Genomic DNA, 19,919 nt, shown 5'->3' on the forward strand with positions numbered 1-19,919 from the left:
GAACAGTGTCGGCCATACAGTATTCGTACGGCAGCTGTATGCCTTATGCCCAGGCGATTGCGGCCAGACAGGCGCAGAAACGAAAAACCCCGGCCAGGCCGGGGTTCGTGTGCAGCCGGGCGTATCTAGCGTTCGGCGCCGAGCTGGCCGCGCTCATCGGAGAAGACGATCTCCACCCGACGGTTCTGCGCCCGCCCGCGCGCCGAGGCATTCTCCGCCACCGGGAAGTCGACGCCGTAGCCGACCACCTGAAGGCGCTTGGCGTCGATGCCCAGGTCCACCAGCAGATCGGCCACGCTCTGCGCCCGCGCGCGCGACAGTTCGAGGTTCTCCTCGGCGCTGCCGGTGTTGTCGGTATAGCCCTCGATACGCACCCGCCGCTGCGGGTTGATCTGCAGGAACTGCACCAGCTTGAGCACGGTGCGGTTGGCCGCCGGCTGCAGTTCGGCGCGCCCGGCGTCGAACAGCATGTCGCCCAGGGTCATCACCAGACCGCGCTCGGTTTCGCTGGCGGCGAGGCTGACCATCTGTTCCTCCAGCCAGCCGTTGTGCTGCTGCACGCTGAGCAGCTTGGCCTCGCGCAGGGTGAGCTGCAGGCGCTCACGCTCCAGCTCGAGTTTGGCCACGCGCTCCTGGTTGAGGGCGATCTCGCTGTGCTGACGGGCGATCTCGGCATAACGCTGACTGAGGTAGGCATAGTGACGCACGTCCGCGCCGCTGCCCCAGTAGCTGGACAGCCGCTCGGCCCGCGCCAGCGATTCGCCCGCGCGAATCACGTCCTTGGGCGCCGCACGCAGGACGTTGGGATCTTCCTTGACCGTCTGGAAGCTGGTGCGCGCCGCTTCCAGGGCCTGGTCGCTGGCCGGCTGCTGGGCCGCGCAACCGCCGAGCAAGGTGGCCGCCAGCAGCAGGGCGGCGATAGGCATCGAGCGGCTCATCACATGGCCCCCAGTTGCTGGCGTAGACGACCGATGCGCTGGTTCAGCTCGGCCAGTTGCTCGCGCCCCTTGCCATTGAGGTGCTCGGCCTCGGCCAGGCGGGCGTCCAGTTCGGCCTGCTCGGCCAGCAGCCGGGCCTGCTTGTGGCGACCGTCGTGCAGCGCGGCCTGTGCCTGGGCCAGCTTGTCTTCGGCCTGGCTCAACGGCGCCGATTGCTCGCGGGCCACGCCCAGGGCCTTGGCTTGGGCCAGCGCCTGTTCGGTCAGACGCAGTTGTTCGGTGGGCGCCGGATCGTTGGCGCAGGCCGTCAGGCCCAGCGCCAGCAGCAGCGCGCAAAGGGGTCGATTGATCACGAGAGTTTCCTACTGATTGACGTCGCCGACCGGGTCGGGCTGCATCTGCTGGGCCTTCCACAGCTCCAGGTTGCGTTGCAACAACTGCTCGGGCAGGCCGGCGGCGACCAATTCTGTCATTTTCCGCGCCAGCTGTCCGCGCAGCCAGGGCTCGTTGCACGCCGAGTTATGCGACAGGGTGAGGAACAGACCTTCGCTGGAGATCGGCGGTTCCAGCACCTCCAGGTCGTCGTCCATGCCCAGGGTTTCGGCCAACGCCAGGCCCGGGTAGCGCTCGTAGAGCACGTAGTCGGTGCGCCCGAGCAGCAGCTTCTGGAACGCCTGGGTCAGGCTGGACACGCCTTCCAGGGTCAGGTGCTGCTTGGCGTAGGTATCGAACTGCTGGCCGAAGCTGTTGCCCACCAGGGTGTCGCCGGTGCGCCCCTGCAGGTCGACCCAGCTGCCGTAGGGGAAACCTTCGCCCTTGCGCACCCAGACCACGCTGGGGGTGAAGAAGAAGGCCGGATGCACGTAGTCCATGCTCTCCAGACGCGGCAGGGTGAGGAAGGCGCCGGCGATCAGGTCGACCCGCCCGGTGCGTACCTCGTCCTGCGCCCGCGACCAGGGCCCGGTGTGGATCACGTCCACCACCAGACCGAGCTCCTTGGCCAGGTGCTTGAGCAGGTCGGCGTTGGCGCCGATCAGCTGCTGCGGATTCTGCGGATCGCGCCACAGGTAGGGCGGATACTCGGGATTGCCGGTCGCCACCAGGCGCTCGCACTTGCCCACCGCCAGGGCGGCTGCCGGCATCAGCGCCAGGGCGCACCACAGCAGCAGGGACTTAAACAGACAACGCTCGGGCATTGGCTACTCTCGGTTCATGCGGTGATCGACAAGGAAGGTGGGCAAGCCCGGGAAACCATCCATGTTCATGCTAGCTTAATGGCGCCGCCATAATAATTCGCGATAAGGACGCGCCATGAAAAAACTGCTGTTCGGCCTGATACTGCTGCTCGCCGCTGCCGCCGCGACGCTCTACTTCTTTCCGGCGACCCAGCTGGCCAGCCTGCGCCTGATCGAGCAGCAGCGCGCCGGGCTGAGCCACGAACAGCTGCGTGCCGGCGATCTTAACATCCATTACTACCAGGGAGGGCCGGCAAAGGGCGAAACCCTGGTGCTGATCCACGGCTTCGCCGCGGACAAGGATAACTGGCTGCGCTTTTCCCGCCACCTGACGGACCGCTATCGGGTGATCGCCCTCGACCTGCCCGGCTTCGGCGACAGCGACCGCCCCGTCGGCAGCTACGACGTCGGCACCCAGGCCGAACGCCTGGCGAGCATCCTCGACGCGCTGGATATCGACCGCGCCCATCTGCTGGGCAACTCCATGGGCGGGCATATCGCCGCCCTCTTTGCCGCGCGCTACCCGCAGCGGGTGCGTTCGCTGGCGCTGTTCGACAACGCCGGGGTCGAGGCGCCGAGCAAGAGCGAACTCTTCGAACTGCTCGAACGCGGCGCACCCAACCCGCTGGTGGTACGGCAGCCGCAAGACTTCCAGCGCCTGCTGCAGTTCGTCTTCGTCGAGCCGCCCTACCTGCCCGACTCGCTCCGGCGCCACCTGGCCGAACGGTCGATGGCCAACCGCGAGCATTACGAGCGGGTATTCCAGCAACTGGTCGAGCGCTATATCCCGCTGGAGCCGGAACTGCCGAAAATCCAGGCCCCGACCCTGCTGCTGTGGGGCGAGCAGGACCGCGTGCTGCATGTGTCCAGCATCGAGGTGATGCGGCCGTTGTTGCGCCAGCCCAGCGTGGTAGTGATGCCGGGCGTCGGCCATGCGCCGATGCTGGAGCGACCGCAGGAAAGCGCCCTGCTCTACCGGCGTTTTCTGGAGGGGCTGACGCCGCCGTGAGTCACTCGTATTTGACCGATCGCCAATAAAAAACCCGCTCCAAGGAGCGGGTTCTTTTCGCAGCGGAGAAAGCGGCTTAGACCAGCTTTTCCAGCTCCGGTACGGCTTCGAACAGGTCGGCGACCAGGCCGTAGTCGGCCACCTGGAAGATCGGCGCCTCTTCGTCCTTGTTGATCGCGACGATCACCTTGGAGTCCTTCATGCCCGCCAGGTGCTGGATCGCGCCGGAGATACCGACGGCGATGTACAGCTGCGGCGCGACGATCTTGCCGGTCTGGCCGACCTGCATGTCGTTCGGCACGAAGCCGGCGTCGACTGCGGCGCGCGAGGCACCGACGGCGGCGCCCAGCTTGTCGGCCAGGGCGTACAGGTGCTTGAAGTTGTCGCCATTACCCATGCCACGGCCGCCGGACACGACGATCTTGGCAGCGGTCAGCTCCGGACGATCGGACTTGGCCAGCTCTTCGCCGACGAAGGCAGACTTGCCAGCATCGGCCGGACCGGAAACGGCCTCAACGGCAGCACTGCCGCCTTCGGCAGCGACGGCGTCGAAACCGGTGCTACGCACGGTGATCACCTTGATGGCAGCCGAGGACTGCACGGTGGCGATGGCGTTACCGGCATAGATCGGACGCTTGAAGGTGTCGGCGCTCTCGACGGCGATGATCTCGGAGATCTGGTCGACGTCCAGGGCAGCGGCGACGCGCGGCAGGATGTTCTTGCCGTTGCTGGTGGCGGCAGCCAGGATGTGGCTGTAGCCCTTGCCCAGCTCGGCTACCAGCGGCGCGACGTTTTCCGGCAGCTGGTTGGCATAGGCAGCGTTGTCGGCCACCAGCACCTTGGCTACGCCAGCGATCTTGGCAGCAGCTTCGGCAGCAGCGCCACAGGCGCTACCGGCAACCAGCACGTGGATCTCGCCACCGATCTTCGCGGCAGCGGCAACGGTGTTCAGGGTCGCGGCAGCCAGGGCGGCATTGGTGTGTTCAGCGATAACCAGGATAGTCATTTAGATTACCTTCGCCTCGTTCTTCAGTTTCTCGACCAGTTCAGCCACGGACTTGACCTTGATGCCGGCGCTGCGAGCAGCCGGCGCTTCGACTTTCAGGGTCTTGACGGTGGAGGCGGTGGAAACGCCCAGGGCGTCCGGGGTAACGGTTTCCAGCGGCTTCTTCTTGGCCTTCATGATATTCGGCAGCGACGCATAGCGCGGCTCGTTCAGGCGCAGGTCGGTGGTGACGATCGCCGGCAGGTTCAGCGCAACGGTCTGCAGACCGCCATCGATCTCACGGGTGACGTTGACCTTGTCGCCAGCCACCTCGACCTTGGAGGCGAAGGTGCCCTGGCCGAAACCGGTCAGCGCGCCGAGCATCTGACCGGTCTGGTTGTTGTCGCTGTCGATGGCCTGCTTGCCCATGATCACCAGCTGCGGCTGCTCCTTGTCGACCACCGCCTTGAGCAGCTTGGCCACGGCCAGGGAGTTCAGCTCGTCGTTGGACTCGACCAGGATGGCGCGGTCGGCACCGAGGGCCAGCGCGGTACGCAGCTGCTCCTGAGCGGTGGCCGGGCCGATGGAGACGACGACGATCTCGCTCGCCACGCCCTTCTCCTTCAGGCGTACGGCTTCCTCCACGGCGATCTCGCAGAAGGGATTCATCGACATCTTGACGTTGGCGAGGTCGACGCCGCTGTTGTCCGCCTTGACGCGAACCTTGACGTTGTAGTCAACCACTCGTTTGACAGCTACAAGAACCTTCATGGATTCCTCGTTACTCTCCGGTGAATAAGAATGTCGCCAAGGCGAGCCTGGCCGGTGATGCAAAATCGGCCGGAACCGACCTTTCAGCCCAGACGGCGAACGCAAAACCGCCCGTATCTTGACCCCGCGGCCTGGCTCGGTCAATACAGCGAACCGGCCGGTCATCCGCGATGTAGTAGGATTCTAACAGGCCTACAGAAAATTCAAACAAACGTTTGTATTGGCCCGTTGAGAGGGTGTAGATATAATGCGCCCGCATCGCTTAGGGACCGAGCCGCGCCCTCCAACATAAAACATCGAAGAGCCTTGAGTAGGAGATTGCCTGTGGAACGCGAATTTATGGAGTTCGACGTCGTCATCGTCGGCGCCGGCCCGTCCGGACTGTCCGCCGCCTGCCGACTGAAGCAGAAAGCCGCCGAAGCGGGCCAGGAGATCAGCGTCTGCGTGGTCGAGAAAGGCTCCGAAGTCGGCGCGCATATCCTCTCCGGTGCGGTCTTCGAGCCGCGCGCCCTGAATGAACTGTTCCCCGACTGGAAGGAACTGGGCGCCCCGCTCAATACCCCGGTCAAGCGCGACGACATCTACCTGCTGCGCGACGCTGACAAGGCTACCCGAATTCCCGACTTCTTTGTGCCGAAAACCATGCACAACGAAGGCAATTACATCATTTCCCTGGGCAACCTGTGTCGCTGGCTGGCCCAGCAGGCCGAGAACCTAGGCGTGGAGATCTACCCGGGCTTCGCCGCTCAGGAAGCGCTGATCGACGAGAATGGCGTGGTACGCGGCATCGTCACCGGTGACTTGGGTGTCGACCGTGAAGGCAACCCCAAGGAAGGCTACTACACCCCCGGCATGGAACTACGTGCCAAGTACACCCTGTTCGCCGAAGGCTGCCGTGGCCACATCGGCAAGCAACTGATCAAGAAATACAACCTCGACAGCGAAGCCGACGCCCAGCACTACGGCATCGGCATCAAGGAAATCTGGGACATCGACCCGGCCAAGCATGAACAAGGCCTGGTGGTGCACACCGCCGGTTGGCCGATGGACATCATGGGCACCGAGAACACCGGCGGCTCCTTCCTCTATCACCTGGAGAACAACCAGGTGGTGGTCGGCCTGATCATCGACCTGTCCTACGCCAACCCGCACCTGTCGCCGTTCGACGAGTTCCAGCGCTACAAGCACCACCCGGTGATCGCCCAGTACCTGGAAGGCGGCAAGCGCGTGGCCTACGGTGCCCGCGCCATCTGCAAGGGCGGCCTGAATTCGCTGCCGAAGATGGTCTTCCCCGGCGGCGCGCTGATCGGCTGCGACCTCGGCACCCTGAACTTCGCCAAGATCAAGGGCAGCCACACCGCGATGAAATCCGGCATGCTGGCTGCCGATGCCATCGCCGAAGCCCTGGCGGCCGGCCGCGAAGGTGGCGACGAGCTGACCAACTACGTCGATGGCTTCAAGGCCAGCTGGCTGTACGACGAGCTGTTCCGCAGCCGCAACTTCGGTGCGGCCATCCACAAGTACGGCGCCATCATCGGTGGTGGCATCAACTGGCTGGATCAGAACATCTTCGGCGGCAAGGCACCCTTCACCCTGCACGACAACAAGCCGGATTACGCCTGCCTGAAGCCGGCGGCCGAGTGCGCGAAGATCGCCTACCCGAAACCGGACGGCAAACTGAGCTTCGACAAACTCTCCTCGGTGTTCCTCTCCAACACCAACCATGAAGAAGAGCAGCCCTGCCACCTGAAGCTCACCGACCCGAGCATCCCGCTGGCCAAGAACCTGCCGCTGTACGACGAACCGGCGCAGCGCTACTGCCCGGCCGGCGTGTACGAGGTGGTGACGCAGGAAGACGGCGAGAAGAAGTTCCAGATCAACGCGCAGAACTGCGTGCACTGCAAGACCTGCGACATCAAGGACCCGGCCCAGAACATCACCTGGGTCGCGCCGGAAGGCACCGGCGGGCCGAACTACCCCAACATGTAATTCGGCCATGCATGAAAAAGGCTCCTTCGGGAGCCTTTTTCGTTTCTGCTTCCACGCCGCAGACGGGTTTCACCCGCCCTAAGGCGCTCAATCCTGATAGATCATCTTGCGGCTCATGCCGCCGTCGATGACGAACTCCTGGCCGGTGACGAAACCCGCCGCATCGGACAGCAGCCAGGCGACCTGAGCCGCCACATCCTCCACCGCGCCGACCCGGCCGACCGGGTGCTGCGCATGATCGAACACCGACAGCGGCTCCAGGCGCTGTTGCGACGGGTCGCGGGCATCGATCCAGCCGGGGCTGACGCAATTGACCCGCACCTCCGGGCCGAGGCTGACGGCCAGGGCGTGGGTCAGCGCAACCAGGCCGCCTTTACTCGCGGCGTACGCCTCGCAATTGGCCTCGGACTGGCTGGCGCGGGTCGAGGCGATATTGACGATGGCCCCACGATGACCGCGCAGGTAAGGCGCGCAGTGCTTGGCCAGGAGCATGGCGCCGGTCAGGTTGACCGCCAGCAAACCATTCCAGCGCCTGAGATCAAGCGCCTCCAGCGGCGGGTTGTGCGGGTCGGCAATGCCGGCGTTGCATACCAGCGCATCGAGGCGACCGAACTGGCCGAGCACCTCGGCGACGCCGACGCTCACCTGATCCTCCTTGGCAACGTCCATGGCGACGAACCAGGCGTTGTCGCCCAGGGCGCGCGCCACCTTCGAGCCACGCTCGCGATCGATGTCGGCCAGCACCACCTGCCAGCCCTCGGTGATCAGCCAGGCCGCGATGCCCAGGCCGATGCCGCGGGCCGCACCACTGACCAACGCGACCCGGCCGTTATTCGGCGCGGCGCCGCTGCCCCACTCCAGCATGCTCAGAGCGCGGCCAGGCCGCGCGCCAGATCGGCCTTGAGGTCAGCCAGGTCTTCCAGCCCCACGGCGACGCGGATCAGGTTGTCACGGATGCCGGCATTGGCCCGCTCCTGCGGGCTCAGGCGACCATGGGAGGTGGTCGCCGGGTGGGCGATGGTGGTCTTGGTGTCGCCCAGGTTGGTGGTGATGGAAATCACCCGAGTGGCGTCGATCACCTTCCAGGCGGCGTCGCGACCGCCCGCCACCTCGAAGCTCAGCACCGCACCGAAGGCGCTCTGCTGCTTCTTCGCCAGCTCGTGCTGCGGGTGGCTGGGCAAGCCGGCGTAGTAGACCCGCTCGACCTGCGGTTGCTGCTCCAGCCACTGCGCCAGCTGCAGGGCGCTGTCGCTCTGCGCCTGCATGCGGATGCGCAGGGTCTCCAGGCCCTTGAGGAACAGCCAGGCATTGAACGGGCTCAGGGTCGGGCCTGCGGTACGCAGAAAGCCCACGATTTCCTTCATTTGCTCGCTGCGCCCGGCCACCACGCCGCCGAGGCCACGGCCCTGGCCGTCGATGTACTTGGTCGCCGAGTGCATGACGATATCGGCGCCCAGCGCCAGCGGCTGCTGCAGCGCCGGGGTGCAGAAGCAGTTGTCCACCGCCAGCAGCGCGCCGCGGGCATGGGCGATCTCGGCCAGGGCGGCGATATCCACCAGCTCGGCCAGCGGGTTGGACGGCGACTCGACGAACAGCAGCTTGGTATTGGGCTTGAAGGCCGCCTGCCAGGCATCGAGATCGGCCAGTGGCACATAATCCACCTCGACGCCGAAGCGCTTGAGGTACTTCTCGAACAGGCTGATGGTGGAGCCGAACACGCTGCGCGAGACCAGCACATGGTCGCCGCCGCTGCACAGGCTCATGACGATGGCGAGGATCGCCGACATGCCCGAGGCGGTGGCCACCGCCTGTTCGGCGCCTTCCAGGGCGGCGATGCGCTCCTCGAAGGTGCGCACGGTGGGGTTGGTGTAGCGCGAGTAGACGTTGCCCGGCACCTCGCCGCCAAAGCGGGCGGCGGCGTCGGCGGCGGTGCGGAACACGTAACTGGAGGTGAGGAACAGCGCCTCGCCGTGCTCGCCCTCGGGCGAGCGGCGCTGGCCGGCGCGCACCGCCAGGGTGTCGAAGCCCACGCCGTCGAGATCGCTATCGAGCCTGCCGGCATCCCATTCCAGTGTCATATCGCTACCTCACGCAATCTAGCCCGGATGCAATCCGGGAAATCCTCTGTGATATCCCCCGGATTGCATCCGGGCTACGGGTCGGGGTGCGCTGCGCGCACCATCAAACCAGGCAGAACCCCGCCCTGCCCGCCCGAGTTAATTGTTGTACAGATCGATGATGGCACTGACCACCTGCGACTTGACCTTGCTGGCGTCGTTGCGCGCCTGCTCGATCTTGTCCAGGTAGGCCTCGTCGACATCGCCGGTGACGTACTTGCCGTCGAACACCGCGCAGTCGAAGTTGTCGATCTTGATCTTCTTGCTGCCGCTGACCGCCTCGATCAGGTCCGGCAGGTCCTGGTAGACCAGCCAGTCGGCGCCGATCAGCTCGCAGACCTCCTCGGTGCTGCGGCCGTGGGCGATCAGCTCGTGGGCGCTGGGCATATCGATGCCGTACACGTTCGGATAACGCACCGCCGGCGCCGCCGAGCAGAAGTAGACGTTCTTCGCCCCGGCTTCGCGGGCCATCTGGATGATCTGCTTGCAGGTGGTGCCGCGGACGATGGAGTCGTCCACAAGCATCACGTTCTTGCCGCGGAACTCCAGTTCGATGGCGTTGAGCTTCTGCCGCACGGATTTCTTGCGCGCCGCCTGGCCGGGCATGATGAAGGTACGGCCGATGTAGCGGTTCTTGACGAAGCCTTCGCGGAACTTCACGCCCAGGCGGTTGGCCAGTTCCAGAGCGGCGGTGCGGCTGGTGTCGGGAATCGGGATGACCACGTCGATGTCGTGCTGCGGACGCTCGCGGAGGATCTTGTCGGCCAGTTTCTCGCCCATGCGCAGGCGCGCCTTGTACACCGATATGCCATCCATGATCGAATCCGGGCGCGCCAGGTAGACGTGCTCGAAGATGCACGGCGCGTATTTCGGGTTCTGCGCGCACTGACGGGTGAACAGCTTGCCTTCCTCGGTGATGTACACCGCTTCGCCCGGCGCCAGGTCGCGGATCAGGGTGAAGCCGAGCACGTCCAGCGACACGCTCTCGGAGGCGATCATGTATTCGACGCCTTCGTCGGTGTGGCGCTGGCCGAAGACGATCGGGCGAATGCCGTTGGGATCGCGGAAACCGACGATGCCGTAGCCGGTGATCATCGCCACCACCGCGTAGCCGCCCAGGCAGCGCTCGTGCACGTGGCTGACCGCGGCGAACACGTCTTCCTCGGTCGGCTGCAGCTTGCCGCGCTGGGCCAGCTCATGGGCGAACACGTTGAGCAGCACTTCCGAGTCGGAGTTGGTGTTCACGTGGCGCAGGTCGGACTCGTAGATTTCCTTGGCCAACTGCTCGACGTTGGTCAGGTTGCCGTTGTGCGCCAGGGTGATGCCGTAGGGCGAGTTGACGTAGAACGGCTGTGCCTCGGCCGAGCTGGAGCTGCCGGCGGTGGGGTAGCGCACGTGGCCGATGCCCATGTGGCCGACCAGGCGCTGCATGTGGCGCTGCTGGAACACGTCGCGCACCAGGCCGTTGTCCTTGCGCAGGAACAGCCGGCCATCATGGCTGGTGACGATACCGGCAGCGTCCTGGCCGCGATGCTGAAGGACGGTGAGCGCGTCATACAGCGCCTGATTGACGTTCGACTTGCCGACGATACCGACGATGCCACACATGTGCCACGACCCCTGCTAGATAGTTCAGGCTAACTTCAGCGACTGCCACGGCGGTTTGGGCCAAGGCGGACGCTCTTTTATGGCGGATCAGCTGGGTGAGCCGATCCCACCGGAAAACCACTGACCGGACCACCCCAGAATGAGGTTCTTCGACCAGTCGGCGACCATCAGAAAATGCGGCACCAGTTGCGACTGCTGCCACCACGTGTCCTGCTCCACCGGCGCCAGGCTGATCAGCCCGACCAGCAGCACCACCAACAGACCGCCGCGGGCGGCGCCGAACACCATGCCGAGGAAACGGTCGGTGCCGGACAAGCCGGTCACGCGAATCAGCTCGCCGATGAGGAAATTGACCAGGGCGCCGACCAGCAAAGTGGCGACGAACAGAATGGCACAGGCGGCGATCACCCGTGCGGACGGAGTTTCGATGAATTCGACGAGGTGCTGGGCCAGCGCGCCGCCGAACATCCAGGCGACGATACCCGCAATGATCCAGGTCAGCAGCGACAGGGCTTCCTTGACGAAGCCACGCTTGAGGCTGATCAAACTCGAGACGGCGATGACGGCGATGATCGCCCAATCGACCCAGGTGAATACCACGGCGCGGCCTACCAGCGGAAAAGGCGAAGCATTTTAGCAGAGCCCGGCGCATCGGGTAACCGGGCGTTGCAAAGTCCTGTTCTCAACCCGCCTCAGGCTGGAAACGCACGACGAAACCGCTGAGCTTGTGCTGGCGATTGAGCTGGTCGCGCAGACGCTCGGCCTCGGCGCGCTCGATCAGCGGGCCGACGAACACCCGGTTCATGCCGTCGAAGGTGCGGATATAGGCGTTGTAGCCCTGGCTGCGCAGAGTCTTCTGCAGGTTTTCCGCGCCGCTGCGGCTGGACAGGCTGGCCAGCTGCACCGACCAGCTGATCGGCAGGCTGTTGGCGTCCAGCCGACTGGCGGGCTTGGCCGGCGCGCTGGCGAGCGTCTCGGCCTTGGCCGCTTCGGGCTGGCTCGGCGCGGGTGCCGGCGCTGCCGGCTGCACCTCGGGCTGCGGCGGCGTCTCGAGCGGCTGCGGCGGCACCTCCTCGGGCGGAATCGGCTCCTGCGGCAAGGCTTCGGGTTCGACCACCTCGGCCGGCTGCACGACGATTTCCGGCATCACCGGCGCCTGCGGCATCGCCGGGGCGTCCACCACCACCCGACGCATCTCGTCCTCGCGCGACAGCAGCATCGGCAGGAAAATCACCGCCAGCGCCACCAGCACCAGCGCGCCGACCATGCGCTGCTTGAGCCCCTTGTCCAGCAATGCCATCCCCCTACTCCCCTTTCAAGCTGGGCGGGCCAGCCAGTCCAGGGCCTCGGCCACGCAGAAAAACGATCCGAACAGCAGAATCTCGTCGCCGGGTGCCGCCTGCTCGCACTGGGCTTCCAGCGCGGCGCGCACGTCCGCGTGCAGCGTCACCGCCGCCCCCCGGGCCTGCAACTGCGCGGCCAGCTCGGCGGCCGGGCGCGAACGCGGCGTAGCCAGCGGCGCCACGGCCCAGCCGGCAACCTGATCGAGCAGCGGTGCCACCACCCCAGGCAGGTCCTTGTCGGCCAACAGACCGAACACCGCCCAACGGCGCCCAATCGGCGGCCGGGTTTGCAGACGCTGCGCCAAGTATTCGGCGGCATGGGGATTATGCCCAACATCGAGCAACAGTGTGAGTGACTTGCCTCGCCAATCCAGCGTGCGCCGGTCCAGACGCCCGGTAACCCGCGTCGCCGCCAGCGCCTGGGCGATCTGCGCAGCATCCCAGGGCAGCTCCAGCAAGGCATAGGCCTGCAGCGCCAGGGCGGCATTTTCCATCGGCAGATCGAGCAGCGGCAGCTGCTCCAGGCGCAGCACCTGCCCACGCGCATCGAGGCCGTACCAGGACCAGGCCTGCGCGCCGATACTCAGGTCGTAATCGCGGCCGCGCAAAAAGAACGGCGCATCCAGCCGCGCCACCTGATCGAGCAGCGGCTGCGGCGGGTCGAGATCGCCGCACAGCGCGGGCTTGCCGGCGCGCAGGATGCCGGCCTTCTCGTAGGCCACCGACTCGCGTGTGTCGCCCAGCCAGTCGGCATGATCCAGACCGATGCTGGTGACCAGCGCCAGGTCGGCATCCACCAGATTCACCGCATCCAGCCGGCCGCCCAGGCCGACCTCCAGCACCACGGCATCCAGCGCCGCGCGCTCGAACAGCCAGAAGGCCGCCAGGGTGCCCATTTCGAAATAGGTCAGGGAGGTTTCGCCGCGCGCCGCCTCGACCGCGGCGAAGGCCTGGCACAGCTCGACGTCGCTGGCCTCGCGGCCATCGATGACCACCCGCTCGTTGTAACGCAGCAGATGCGGCGAACTGTAGACGCCGACCCGGCGTCCCTGCGCACGCAGCAGGCTGGCGACGAAGGCGCAGGTGGAGCCCTTGCCGTTGGTGCCGGTCACGGTGATCACCAGCGGCGCCGGCTTGCCCAGGCCGAGGCGCTGCGCCACCTCGCGCGAGCGCTCCAGGCCCATGTCGATGGCCGAGGGATGCAGCTGCTCGAGGTAGGCGAGCCAGTCGCCCAGGCTACGCTCGGTCATGCAGTGGCCGGCAGGGCAACCGGAGAGGGGCGATTCATCAGCTGCGCGAGCAGGCGCGCCAGACGCGGACGCAGCTCGGCACGCGGGATGATCATGTCGATGGCGCCGTGCTCCAGCAGGAATTCGCTGCGCTGGAAGCCTTCCGGCAGCTTCTCGCGCACGGTCTGCTCGATCACCCGCGGGCCGGCGAAGCCGATCAGCGCCTTGGGCTCGGCCACGATCACGTCGCCGAGCATGGCCAGGCTGGCGGAGACGCCGCCGTAGACCGGGTCGGTCAGCACGGAAATGAACGGCAGGCCCTCTTCGCGCAGGCGCGCCAGGGCGGCCGAGGTCTTGGCCATCTGCATCAGCGAGATCAGCGCCTCCTGCATGCGCGCACCGCCGGAGGCGGAGAAGCACACCAGCGGGCAACGCTGCTCCAGGGCAACGTTGGCAGCCTGGACGAAACGCTCGCCGACGATGGCGCCCATGGAGCCGCCCATGAAGGAAAATTCGAAGGCGCACACGGCGATCGGCATGCCTTCGAGGGTTCCGCGCATGGCGATCAGCGCGTCCTTCTCGCCGGTCTGCTTCTGCGCGGCGGCCAGGCGATCCTTGTACTTCTTGCTGTCGCGGAACTTCAGGCGGTCCACCGGCTCCAGCTCGGCGCCGATTTCCTCGCGGCCATCGGCATCGAGGAACAGGTCGAGACGGGCGCGCGCGCCGATGCGCATGTGGTGGTTGCACTTGGGGCAGACGTCGAGGGTCTTTTCCAGCTCGGGACGATAGAGCACGGCTTCGCAGGACGGACATTTGTGCCACAGCCCCTCGGGCACCGAGCTCTTTTTCACCTCGGAACGCATGATCGAGGGGATGAGTTTGTCTACCAACCAGTTGCTCATGCTGTCATTTCTCCATAACCGTTGGTTCGGGTGGGGCGGCTCACCTGTGGGCGCCCACCGCCAGCAATTCGTTTCCACCGCCATTGGCGGCGTGACAGGCTAATGGACGGCCGCGCCTCAGGCGTCGTCACATCCGGCGTCGCGCACTGCCTGCACGAACGCGCGAATCTTGCCTGCATCCTTTATGCCTTTGCTCGCCTCGACGCCGCCGCTGACATCCACCGCATAGGGCCGCACCTGACGGATCGCCGCCGCGACGTTGCCCGCCTCCAGGCCACCGGCGAGGATGATCGGCCTGGCGGCCTGGCGCGGTATCAGCGACCAGTCGAAGCTCGCACCGGTGCCGCCGGGCACGCCCTCGACGAAGGTGTCCAGCAGGATGCCGCGCGCACCGACATAGGGCGCCATCGCCGCCGCCACATCTTCGCCGGGGCGCACGCGCAGGGCCTTGATGTAGGGACGACCATGTCCCTCGCAGTCGGCCGGCGACTCGTCGCCGTGAAACTGCAGCAGATCCAGCGGCAGGCGCTGCAACAACGCCTGCAACTCGGCGCGCGGCATATCGACGAACAGACCGACGCTGGTGACGAACGGCGGCAGCGCCTGCAGGATCGCAGCCGCCTGCTCGACGCTGACCGCCCGCGGGCTTTTCGCATAGAACACCAGGCCGATGGCATCGGCCCCTGCCGCCACCGCCGCCAGGGCGTCCTCGATGCGGGTGATGCCGCAGATCTTGCTGCGCACGACTGACACGGGCGTTCTCCACTGCTGCAAAGCGCTGGATGGTAGCAAAGGCCTAGACCTGCCGCACGTCCGCCAGGGCGGACAGGAAATGCGGGCCGAGGTAACGCTGCGGCAACTGGAACTCGTCCGGATACTCCACCTGCACCAGATACAGGCCGTAGGGATGCGCGGTCACCCCGCCGGTGCGACGCTCGCCGCGTTCCAGTACCTCGCGCGCCCATTCCACCGGCCGCTCGCCTGCGCCGATGGCCATCAGCACACCGGCGATGTTGCGCACCATGTGATGAAGGAAGGCGTTGGCGCGGATATCGAGAACGATGAAGCGGCCGTGCTCGATCACCTGCAGGTGATGCACCGTCTTGATCGGCGACTTGGCCTGACACTGGGTGGCGCGGAAAGCGCTGAAATCGTGAGTGCCGACCAGCACCCGGGCGGCCTCCTGCATGCGCCGGACATCCAGCGGCCGATGGTTCCAGGTGACTTCCTCGGCCATATGCGCCGGGCGAATCGGGTCGTTGTAGATCACGTAGCGGTAGCGCCGCGCCATGGCCGAAAAGCGCGCATGAAAATGCGCCGGCATCACCTGCGCCCAGGTCACGCTGATGTCCTTGGGCAGGTTCATGTTGGCGCCCATGATCCAGGCGTGCAGCGGGCGCTCGACGGCCGTGTCGAAATGCACCACCTGGCCGCTGGCGTGCACCGAGGCATCGGTGCGCCCGGCGCAGAGGATGCTCACCGGTTCGCCGCCGGCAACCTTGGACAGCGCCTGCTCCAGGCTGCCCTGGATCGATGCCACCTTGCCGCTCTGGCGCTGGAAACCGCGATAGCGCGTGCCCTTGTACTCGAGACCTAGGGCGATTCTGGAAAAGCCAGCGGCCGCCATTTCGGCGGCCGCGGCAGGTACTGCGTCAGACATGTAATCCATCAAACCAGCTTGGCAATCATCTCACGGGCTTCCTGTTGCTGGGTCTCGCTGCCCTCGGCGACCACTTCGTCGAGGATGTCGCGAGCGCCTTCGGTGTCGCCCATGTCGATATAGGCGCGCGCCAGATCCAGCTTGGTCGCGGTTTCATCGGTGCCGGAGAGGAAATCGAAGTCGTCGTCGCCATCCAGCTCGCCGGCCAGGCTATCGACCGGCTGCAGCAGCTCCTCTTCCGGCTGTTCCAGGCTACCGGCCAACTGATCCAGTTCGGCGGTCACCTCATCCAGTTGCGCGGCGAAGCTATCGGCCTCGACCTCGGGCTGCGCCTGCAGCTCCTCGCCGAGGGACAGATCGAAATCCGCCGGCAGTTCGAGATCGGCGGCGGCGCTTTCTTCCGGCAGATCCAGGCTCAGCTCGGCCAGCTCGTCGGCGGGCTCGGCAGTTGCCGGCACGCTGTCTTCGTCGAGGCTGAGGAGGAAATCGTCGGCCTCGTCGGCAGTCGCCGGGGCGGACTCGTCCAGATCCAGGCTGAACTCGCCGAGGTCGTCGCCAGGCTGCGACAGCTCGACCTTGTCGTCGCCCAGGGCCAGATCGAAATCCAGATCGTCACTGGCCGCTGCCGTCGCCGGCTCGTCGACCAGACCGAAGTCCAGATCGTCATCCAGCGACAGACCGCCGGCGTCACCCTGCGCGCCCTGCATGTCGCGATCCAGATCCGCCTCCAGTTCGTCCAGGCTCAGATCGAAGGCATCCTCCAGATCGCCGCCGGCGGCAACCGGCGCTTCGCTGCTCGGCTCGTCCAGGCTCAGGTCGTCGAGGCTGAAGTCGCCCAGGTCGTCAGCGGCGCTCGCCGCGGCAACGCTGCCGGCGCCGACGAAGGCGGCTATGGCCGGGTACTTGGCTTTCAGCTGCTCGGCCTCGGCATTGACGCCGCCGATCTCGCGCAGTTCATTGTCCTGACGGGCGAAGCCTTCGCGGTCGCCCAGCTCGGCATAGACTTCCATCAGCTTCAGACGCAGGTCGCTGCGCTGCGGCTCGTCGTTGATGGCGTTCTGCAGCAACTCGGCGGCCTGGTTGAAACGGCCGTAGGCGATATAGATATCGGCTTCGCCCAGGGCATCGCCGGTTTGCGCGGTCACCCGCTCTTCGCCGGCTGCGGCCGGCGCAGCCGGCTTGGCCTCGTCGCCGAGACCGGCGAAGCTGTCTTCCGGCATGTCGAGGTCGACGGCGAAACTGCCGTCCTGTGCCATTTCGTCGGCCAGCTCTTCGTGCAGCTCGGCTTCCTTCATGGCATTGCGCCGCGACAGCGCCATCAGACCGACCAGCAGCAGCAGCAATGCGCCACCACCGGCCAGGCCCAGGGTCATGGGGTTGGCCAGCAGGTCGTCGATAAAGCTTTGCGGGGCCGGCGCCGGAGTCGGTGCAGAAGCGGCAGGCTTGGCCGCTTCCGGCTTGGCCGGCTCAGCCGGTTCGACCGCCTTGGCCGGAGCAGGTGGTGCAACGACAGCAGCCGGCTCACTGGCCGGCTGTTCGGGTGCCGCGGCGGCGCTGTCTTCGACAGGCGCAGCCGGCTCCTCGCTGTAGTTGTAGTCGGGGGCCGCCCCTTCGGGCGGCGACACAGGCGGGGTCGCCGCCTCCGTGGCCGGCGGCGCCGGTTCGGCAGCCGGCTTGGCCGCCTCCTCCGCTGCGACCGGCGCTGCCGGTGCGGCGGCACCTGCCGCCATATCGGCCTGCAGCTTGGCCAACTGGCTGTCCTTGAGTTCGATCAGACGCTGCAGCTTGTCCAGCTGACTCTGCAGATCGCCGACGCGGCTTTGCAGTTCGGCGTTCTCGCGACGAGTCGAGTCGAGGCTCTCCTGGGTCACGGCCAGCTTGTCGGTCAGCGCCTTGCTGTCGGCCGAACCGCTGTCGCTGCCGCTGGTGGCCTTGCCGGCCTCGGCCGCCACCAGTTTCAGGCTGTCGCCGCTTTGTGCGGTCGCTGGCGCTGCGCCGGCGGTAGTGCGGCGGGTGGCATCCAGCTGACGCGAGGCGACGGAGCGCCCTTCGCGCCAGGCGGCGTTCTGTTCGGCAACCTGGGCCACGGCCTCGGCATTGCTGCGGCTGCGGATCTGCTGCTCATCGGGCAGGCGCAGTACCTGGCCGCTCTTCATGCGGTTGATGTTGCCGCCGATAAAGGCATCCGGGTTGAGATCCTGGATGGCCAGCATGGTCTGGTTGACCGAGCCGCCGCCCACGCGCTGGGCGATTTCCCACAGGGTGTCGTTGGCGGTGGTCTTGTATTCGTTGCCGGAGATGGCCCGCGAGGCCGGTGCCGGTGCAGCCGGACGCGGAGCCGGTGCCGGCGCGGCACTGACGGGCGCCGGCGCAACGGCGGGACGCGGCGCTGGTGCCGGCGCGGCGATCGGCAGTTGCGGCGCGGCGGCCACCGCGGTTTGCGGGGAGTACAGCGGCGGATCGAGCAGCAGGGTGTATTCGCGCAGCAACCGACCATTCGGCCAGAGCACTTCCACCAGGAAGTTCAGATAAGGTTCGCGTACCGCCTTGCTCGAAGTGACGCGAATCACACTCTTGCCATTGGGCTTGAGTACCGGGGTGAATTTCAGGTCGGTTAGAAAGTATTGGCGATCGACGCCGGCCTTGACGAACTCTTCGGGGGACGCCAGGTTGGGAATCACCTCGTTGGAGGCCAGATCGCGCACCTCCAGCAATTCAATTTCCGCTACCAGCGGCTGATTCAGCGAGGACTGCAGGGTAACTTCACCCAACCCCAGCGCATGCGCCATACCGGAAGACAGGGCAGAAGCCGCTGCAATTGCCAGCACTAGTTTGCGAACCCGAACCATAGCGTTATCCCTTGTTTTATCTTTTTTCTCGGCATGCGAGAGGGTCTTGATAACTGCTGCCTGCATCCGCCCCAGGAGCGGCTCCCCATTCAGCAATCAACTCAGCCAGTATTGCCAAGCTAGAAAGATTCTTCAAATTTCTAGGTAAGTATCTTTTACAGATAGTGTTTTATCAATAACTCGGCTATTTGCACAGCATTCAGGGCGGCGCCTTTTCTTACATTATCAGACGCAATCCACAAATTGAGTTGGCGCGGATCACTGACGCCACTACGCACGCGCCCGACATAGACCTGATCCTGGCCAACCGCATCGCCCACCGCCGTCGGATAGTCGCCCGCCTCCACCAGCTCGATCCCCGGCGCGGCTTCCAGCAAGCGCGACACGGCAGCCACATCCACCTCACCATCGACCTGCACGCCGAGCGCCAGACTGTCGCCAAAGAATACCGGCGCCAGGGCGCAGGTCGCCGATACCGGCAGATCCGGCACGCCGAGCAACTGCTGCAGCTCACTCGCCAGGCGCTTCTCCAGTTCGGCATGGCCCTGCTCGTCCAGCGCCCCGACCTGTGCCAGCAGGTTGAACGCGACCTGCCGGTCCAGGCCCTTGGGTTCCAGCGGACGACCATTGAGCAACTCGGCGGTCTGCCGCGCCAACTCCTGCACTCCGCTGCGACCGAGGGTGGACGCCGCCAGCATGGCGGTCAGCTGCACCTGGCGCGGCTGCAGCAGCGGGCGCAGCGCCGTCAGCACCAGCGCGGTCGCCACCGCGCAAGGCGTCGGCGAACTGAGCAGCCAGGGGGCATGCCGCGCCGGCGAGCCGTCCAGGCCGGCTTCGGGTAGCACGCAAGGCGCCTGACTCAGCGGCAAGGCGGCGCTCAGGTCGATCAGCGAGCAGCCCGCGGCCAGCACCCGCTCGTGCTGGGCCCGCGTGACATCGGCGCCGGCGGCGAAGAAGGCCAGCTGCACCTGGGCGAAATCGAAGGCATCGAGCGACCTGACCCGCACCTGGCGCCCACGAAAGGACAGGCTCTGCCCGGCCGACTCGCTACTGGCCAGCAGATGCAGTTCCTTGACCGGAAAATCGCGCTCTTCGAGCAGTTCGACCAGCGCCTCGCCGATGCTACCGGTGGCGCCGACCAGGGCGATATTGAAGGACTGGCTCATGGGGTGGACCTGCGACGCGGGGAGGAGCCGCACTGTAACCGCGCCCTCTCGCCCAGGCAATCGGCCGGATCCGCCGGCGCGCAGACGTGTGCCCCAAGATGCGCCAGAAGCAAAAAGC

At 66.1% G+C, this 19,919-nt stretch carries 18 protein-coding genes; 2 read left to right on the forward strand and 16 right to left on the reverse strand.

The genetic code is table 11. The features are described 5' to 3' along the window. Positions 1-125: 125 nt before the first annotated feature. From ACW9UL_RS14290 to ACW9UL_RS14300, 3 genes are read right to left on the reverse strand one after another with little or no spacing between them, the layout of a single operon-like run. Positions 126-938, reverse strand: coding sequence for an OmpA family protein (locus ACW9UL_RS14290; RefSeq protein WP_031302982.1), 813 nt, complete (start codon positions 936-938; stop codon positions 126-128). Next, positions 938-1,291, reverse strand: coding sequence for a DUF4398 domain-containing protein (locus ACW9UL_RS14295; RefSeq protein WP_457787412.1), 354 nt, complete (start codon positions 1,289-1,291; stop codon positions 938-940). The genes ACW9UL_RS14290 and ACW9UL_RS14295 overlap by 1 nt, the downstream gene beginning before the upstream one ends. Before the next feature lie 9 nt (positions 1,292-1,300). Then, positions 1,301-2,134, reverse strand: a complete 834-nt coding sequence (locus tag ACW9UL_RS14300; protein WP_021443546.1) for a substrate-binding periplasmic protein — start codon at positions 2,132-2,134, stop codon at positions 1,301-1,303. A 115-nt stretch (positions 2,135-2,249) separates the two neighbouring features. Here ACW9UL_RS14300 and ACW9UL_RS14305 point away from each other — a divergent pair, with 115 nt between their 5' ends. After that, positions 2,250-3,182 (forward strand): alpha/beta fold hydrolase, encoded by a 933-nt coding sequence (locus ACW9UL_RS14305; protein WP_457787413.1) that lies wholly within the window; start codon positions 2,250-2,252, stop codon positions 3,180-3,182. 76 nt (positions 3,183-3,258) lie between these two features. Here the strand turns inward: ACW9UL_RS14305 and ACW9UL_RS14310 are convergent, their stop codons facing one another. Together ACW9UL_RS14310 and ACW9UL_RS14315 are read right to left on the reverse strand one after the other, a co-directional pair. After that, positions 3,259-4,188 carry an electron transfer flavoprotein subunit alpha/FixB family protein gene (locus ACW9UL_RS14310; RefSeq protein WP_457787414.1) on the reverse strand — a complete coding sequence of 310 codons (930 nt, stop codon included), beginning with the start codon at positions 4,186-4,188 and terminating at the stop codon, positions 3,259-3,261. Next, the gene (locus ACW9UL_RS14315; protein WP_012018936.1) at positions 4,189-4,938 is read right to left on the reverse strand and encodes an electron transfer flavoprotein subunit beta/FixA family protein; all 750 of its coding nucleotides are present in this window, start codon (positions 4,936-4,938) and stop codon (positions 4,189-4,191) included. 324 nt (positions 4,939-5,262) lie between these two features. Between ACW9UL_RS14315 and ACW9UL_RS14320 the strand changes: the two genes are divergently transcribed. Next, the gene (locus ACW9UL_RS14320; protein WP_090428232.1) at positions 5,263-6,927 is read left to right on the forward strand and encodes an electron transfer flavoprotein-ubiquinone oxidoreductase; all 1,665 of its coding nucleotides are present in this window, start codon (positions 5,263-5,265) and stop codon (positions 6,925-6,927) included. Positions 6,928-7,014: 87 nt separating this feature from the next. On the opposite strand, the gene ACW9UL_RS14325 is transcribed toward ACW9UL_RS14320, so the two are convergent. The 11 genes from ACW9UL_RS14325 to ACW9UL_RS14375 form a co-directional block, all read right to left on the reverse strand. Next, positions 7,015-7,791, reverse strand: a complete 777-nt coding sequence (locus tag ACW9UL_RS14325) for an SDR family oxidoreductase (RefSeq protein WP_457787415.1) — start codon at positions 7,789-7,791, stop codon at positions 7,015-7,017. 2 nt (positions 7,792-7,793) lie between these two features. Continuing rightward, positions 7,794-9,005: an O-succinylhomoserine sulfhydrylase gene (locus ACW9UL_RS14330; protein ID WP_457787416.1), complete on the reverse strand. Its 1,212-nt coding sequence runs from the start codon at positions 9,003-9,005 to the stop codon at positions 7,794-7,796. A gap of 138 nt (positions 9,006-9,143) precedes the next feature. Further along, complete coding sequence (gene purF / locus ACW9UL_RS14335) at positions 9,144-10,652, reverse strand: amidophosphoribosyltransferase (RefSeq protein ID WP_457787417.1); 1,509 nt, start codon at positions 10,650-10,652, stop codon at positions 9,144-9,146. An 87-nt stretch (positions 10,653-10,739) separates the two neighbouring features. Next, positions 10,740-11,252, reverse strand: coding sequence for a CvpA family protein (locus ACW9UL_RS14340; protein ID WP_021444698.1), 513 nt, complete (start codon positions 11,250-11,252; stop codon positions 10,740-10,742). Between the two features lie 82 nt (positions 11,253-11,334). Next, positions 11,335-11,952 (reverse strand): SPOR domain-containing protein, encoded by a 618-nt coding sequence (locus ACW9UL_RS14345; protein ID WP_457787418.1) that lies wholly within the window; start codon positions 11,950-11,952, stop codon positions 11,335-11,337. Between the two features lie 15 nt (positions 11,953-11,967). Then, entirely contained in the window at positions 11,968-13,245 is a 1,278-nt protein-coding gene (folC, locus tag ACW9UL_RS14350; protein ID WP_457787419.1) for a bifunctional tetrahydrofolate synthase/dihydrofolate synthase, read from the reverse strand. Further along, entirely contained in the window at positions 13,242-14,126 is an 885-nt protein-coding gene (gene accD, locus ACW9UL_RS14355) for an acetyl-CoA carboxylase, carboxyltransferase subunit beta (protein WP_021443882.1), read from the reverse strand. Before accD ends, folC begins: the two co-directional genes overlap by 4 nt. 117 nt (positions 14,127-14,243) lie before the next feature. Then, complete coding sequence (locus ACW9UL_RS14360; protein ID WP_457787420.1) at positions 14,244-14,879, reverse strand: phosphoribosylanthranilate isomerase; 636 nt, start codon at positions 14,877-14,879, stop codon at positions 14,244-14,246. Between the two features lie 43 nt (positions 14,880-14,922). Further along, the gene (gene truA / locus ACW9UL_RS14365; protein ID WP_031303078.1) at positions 14,923-15,786 is read right to left on the reverse strand and encodes a tRNA pseudouridine(38-40) synthase TruA; all 864 of its coding nucleotides are present in this window, start codon (positions 15,784-15,786) and stop codon (positions 14,923-14,925) included. 8 nt (positions 15,787-15,794) lie between these two features. Beyond that, positions 15,795-18,635: a motility hub landmark protein FimV gene (locus tag ACW9UL_RS14370; protein ID WP_457787421.1), complete on the reverse strand. Its 2,841-nt coding sequence runs from the start codon at positions 18,633-18,635 to the stop codon at positions 15,795-15,797. A gap of 155 nt (positions 18,636-18,790) precedes the next feature. Continuing rightward, a complete protein-coding gene (locus ACW9UL_RS14375; RefSeq protein WP_457787422.1) occupies positions 18,791-19,801 on the reverse strand; it encodes an aspartate-semialdehyde dehydrogenase in 1,011 nt (336 codons plus the stop codon). Positions 19,802-19,919 lie beyond the last annotated feature (118 nt).

The organism is Pseudomonas sp. PL-6 (assembly GCF_054110165.1).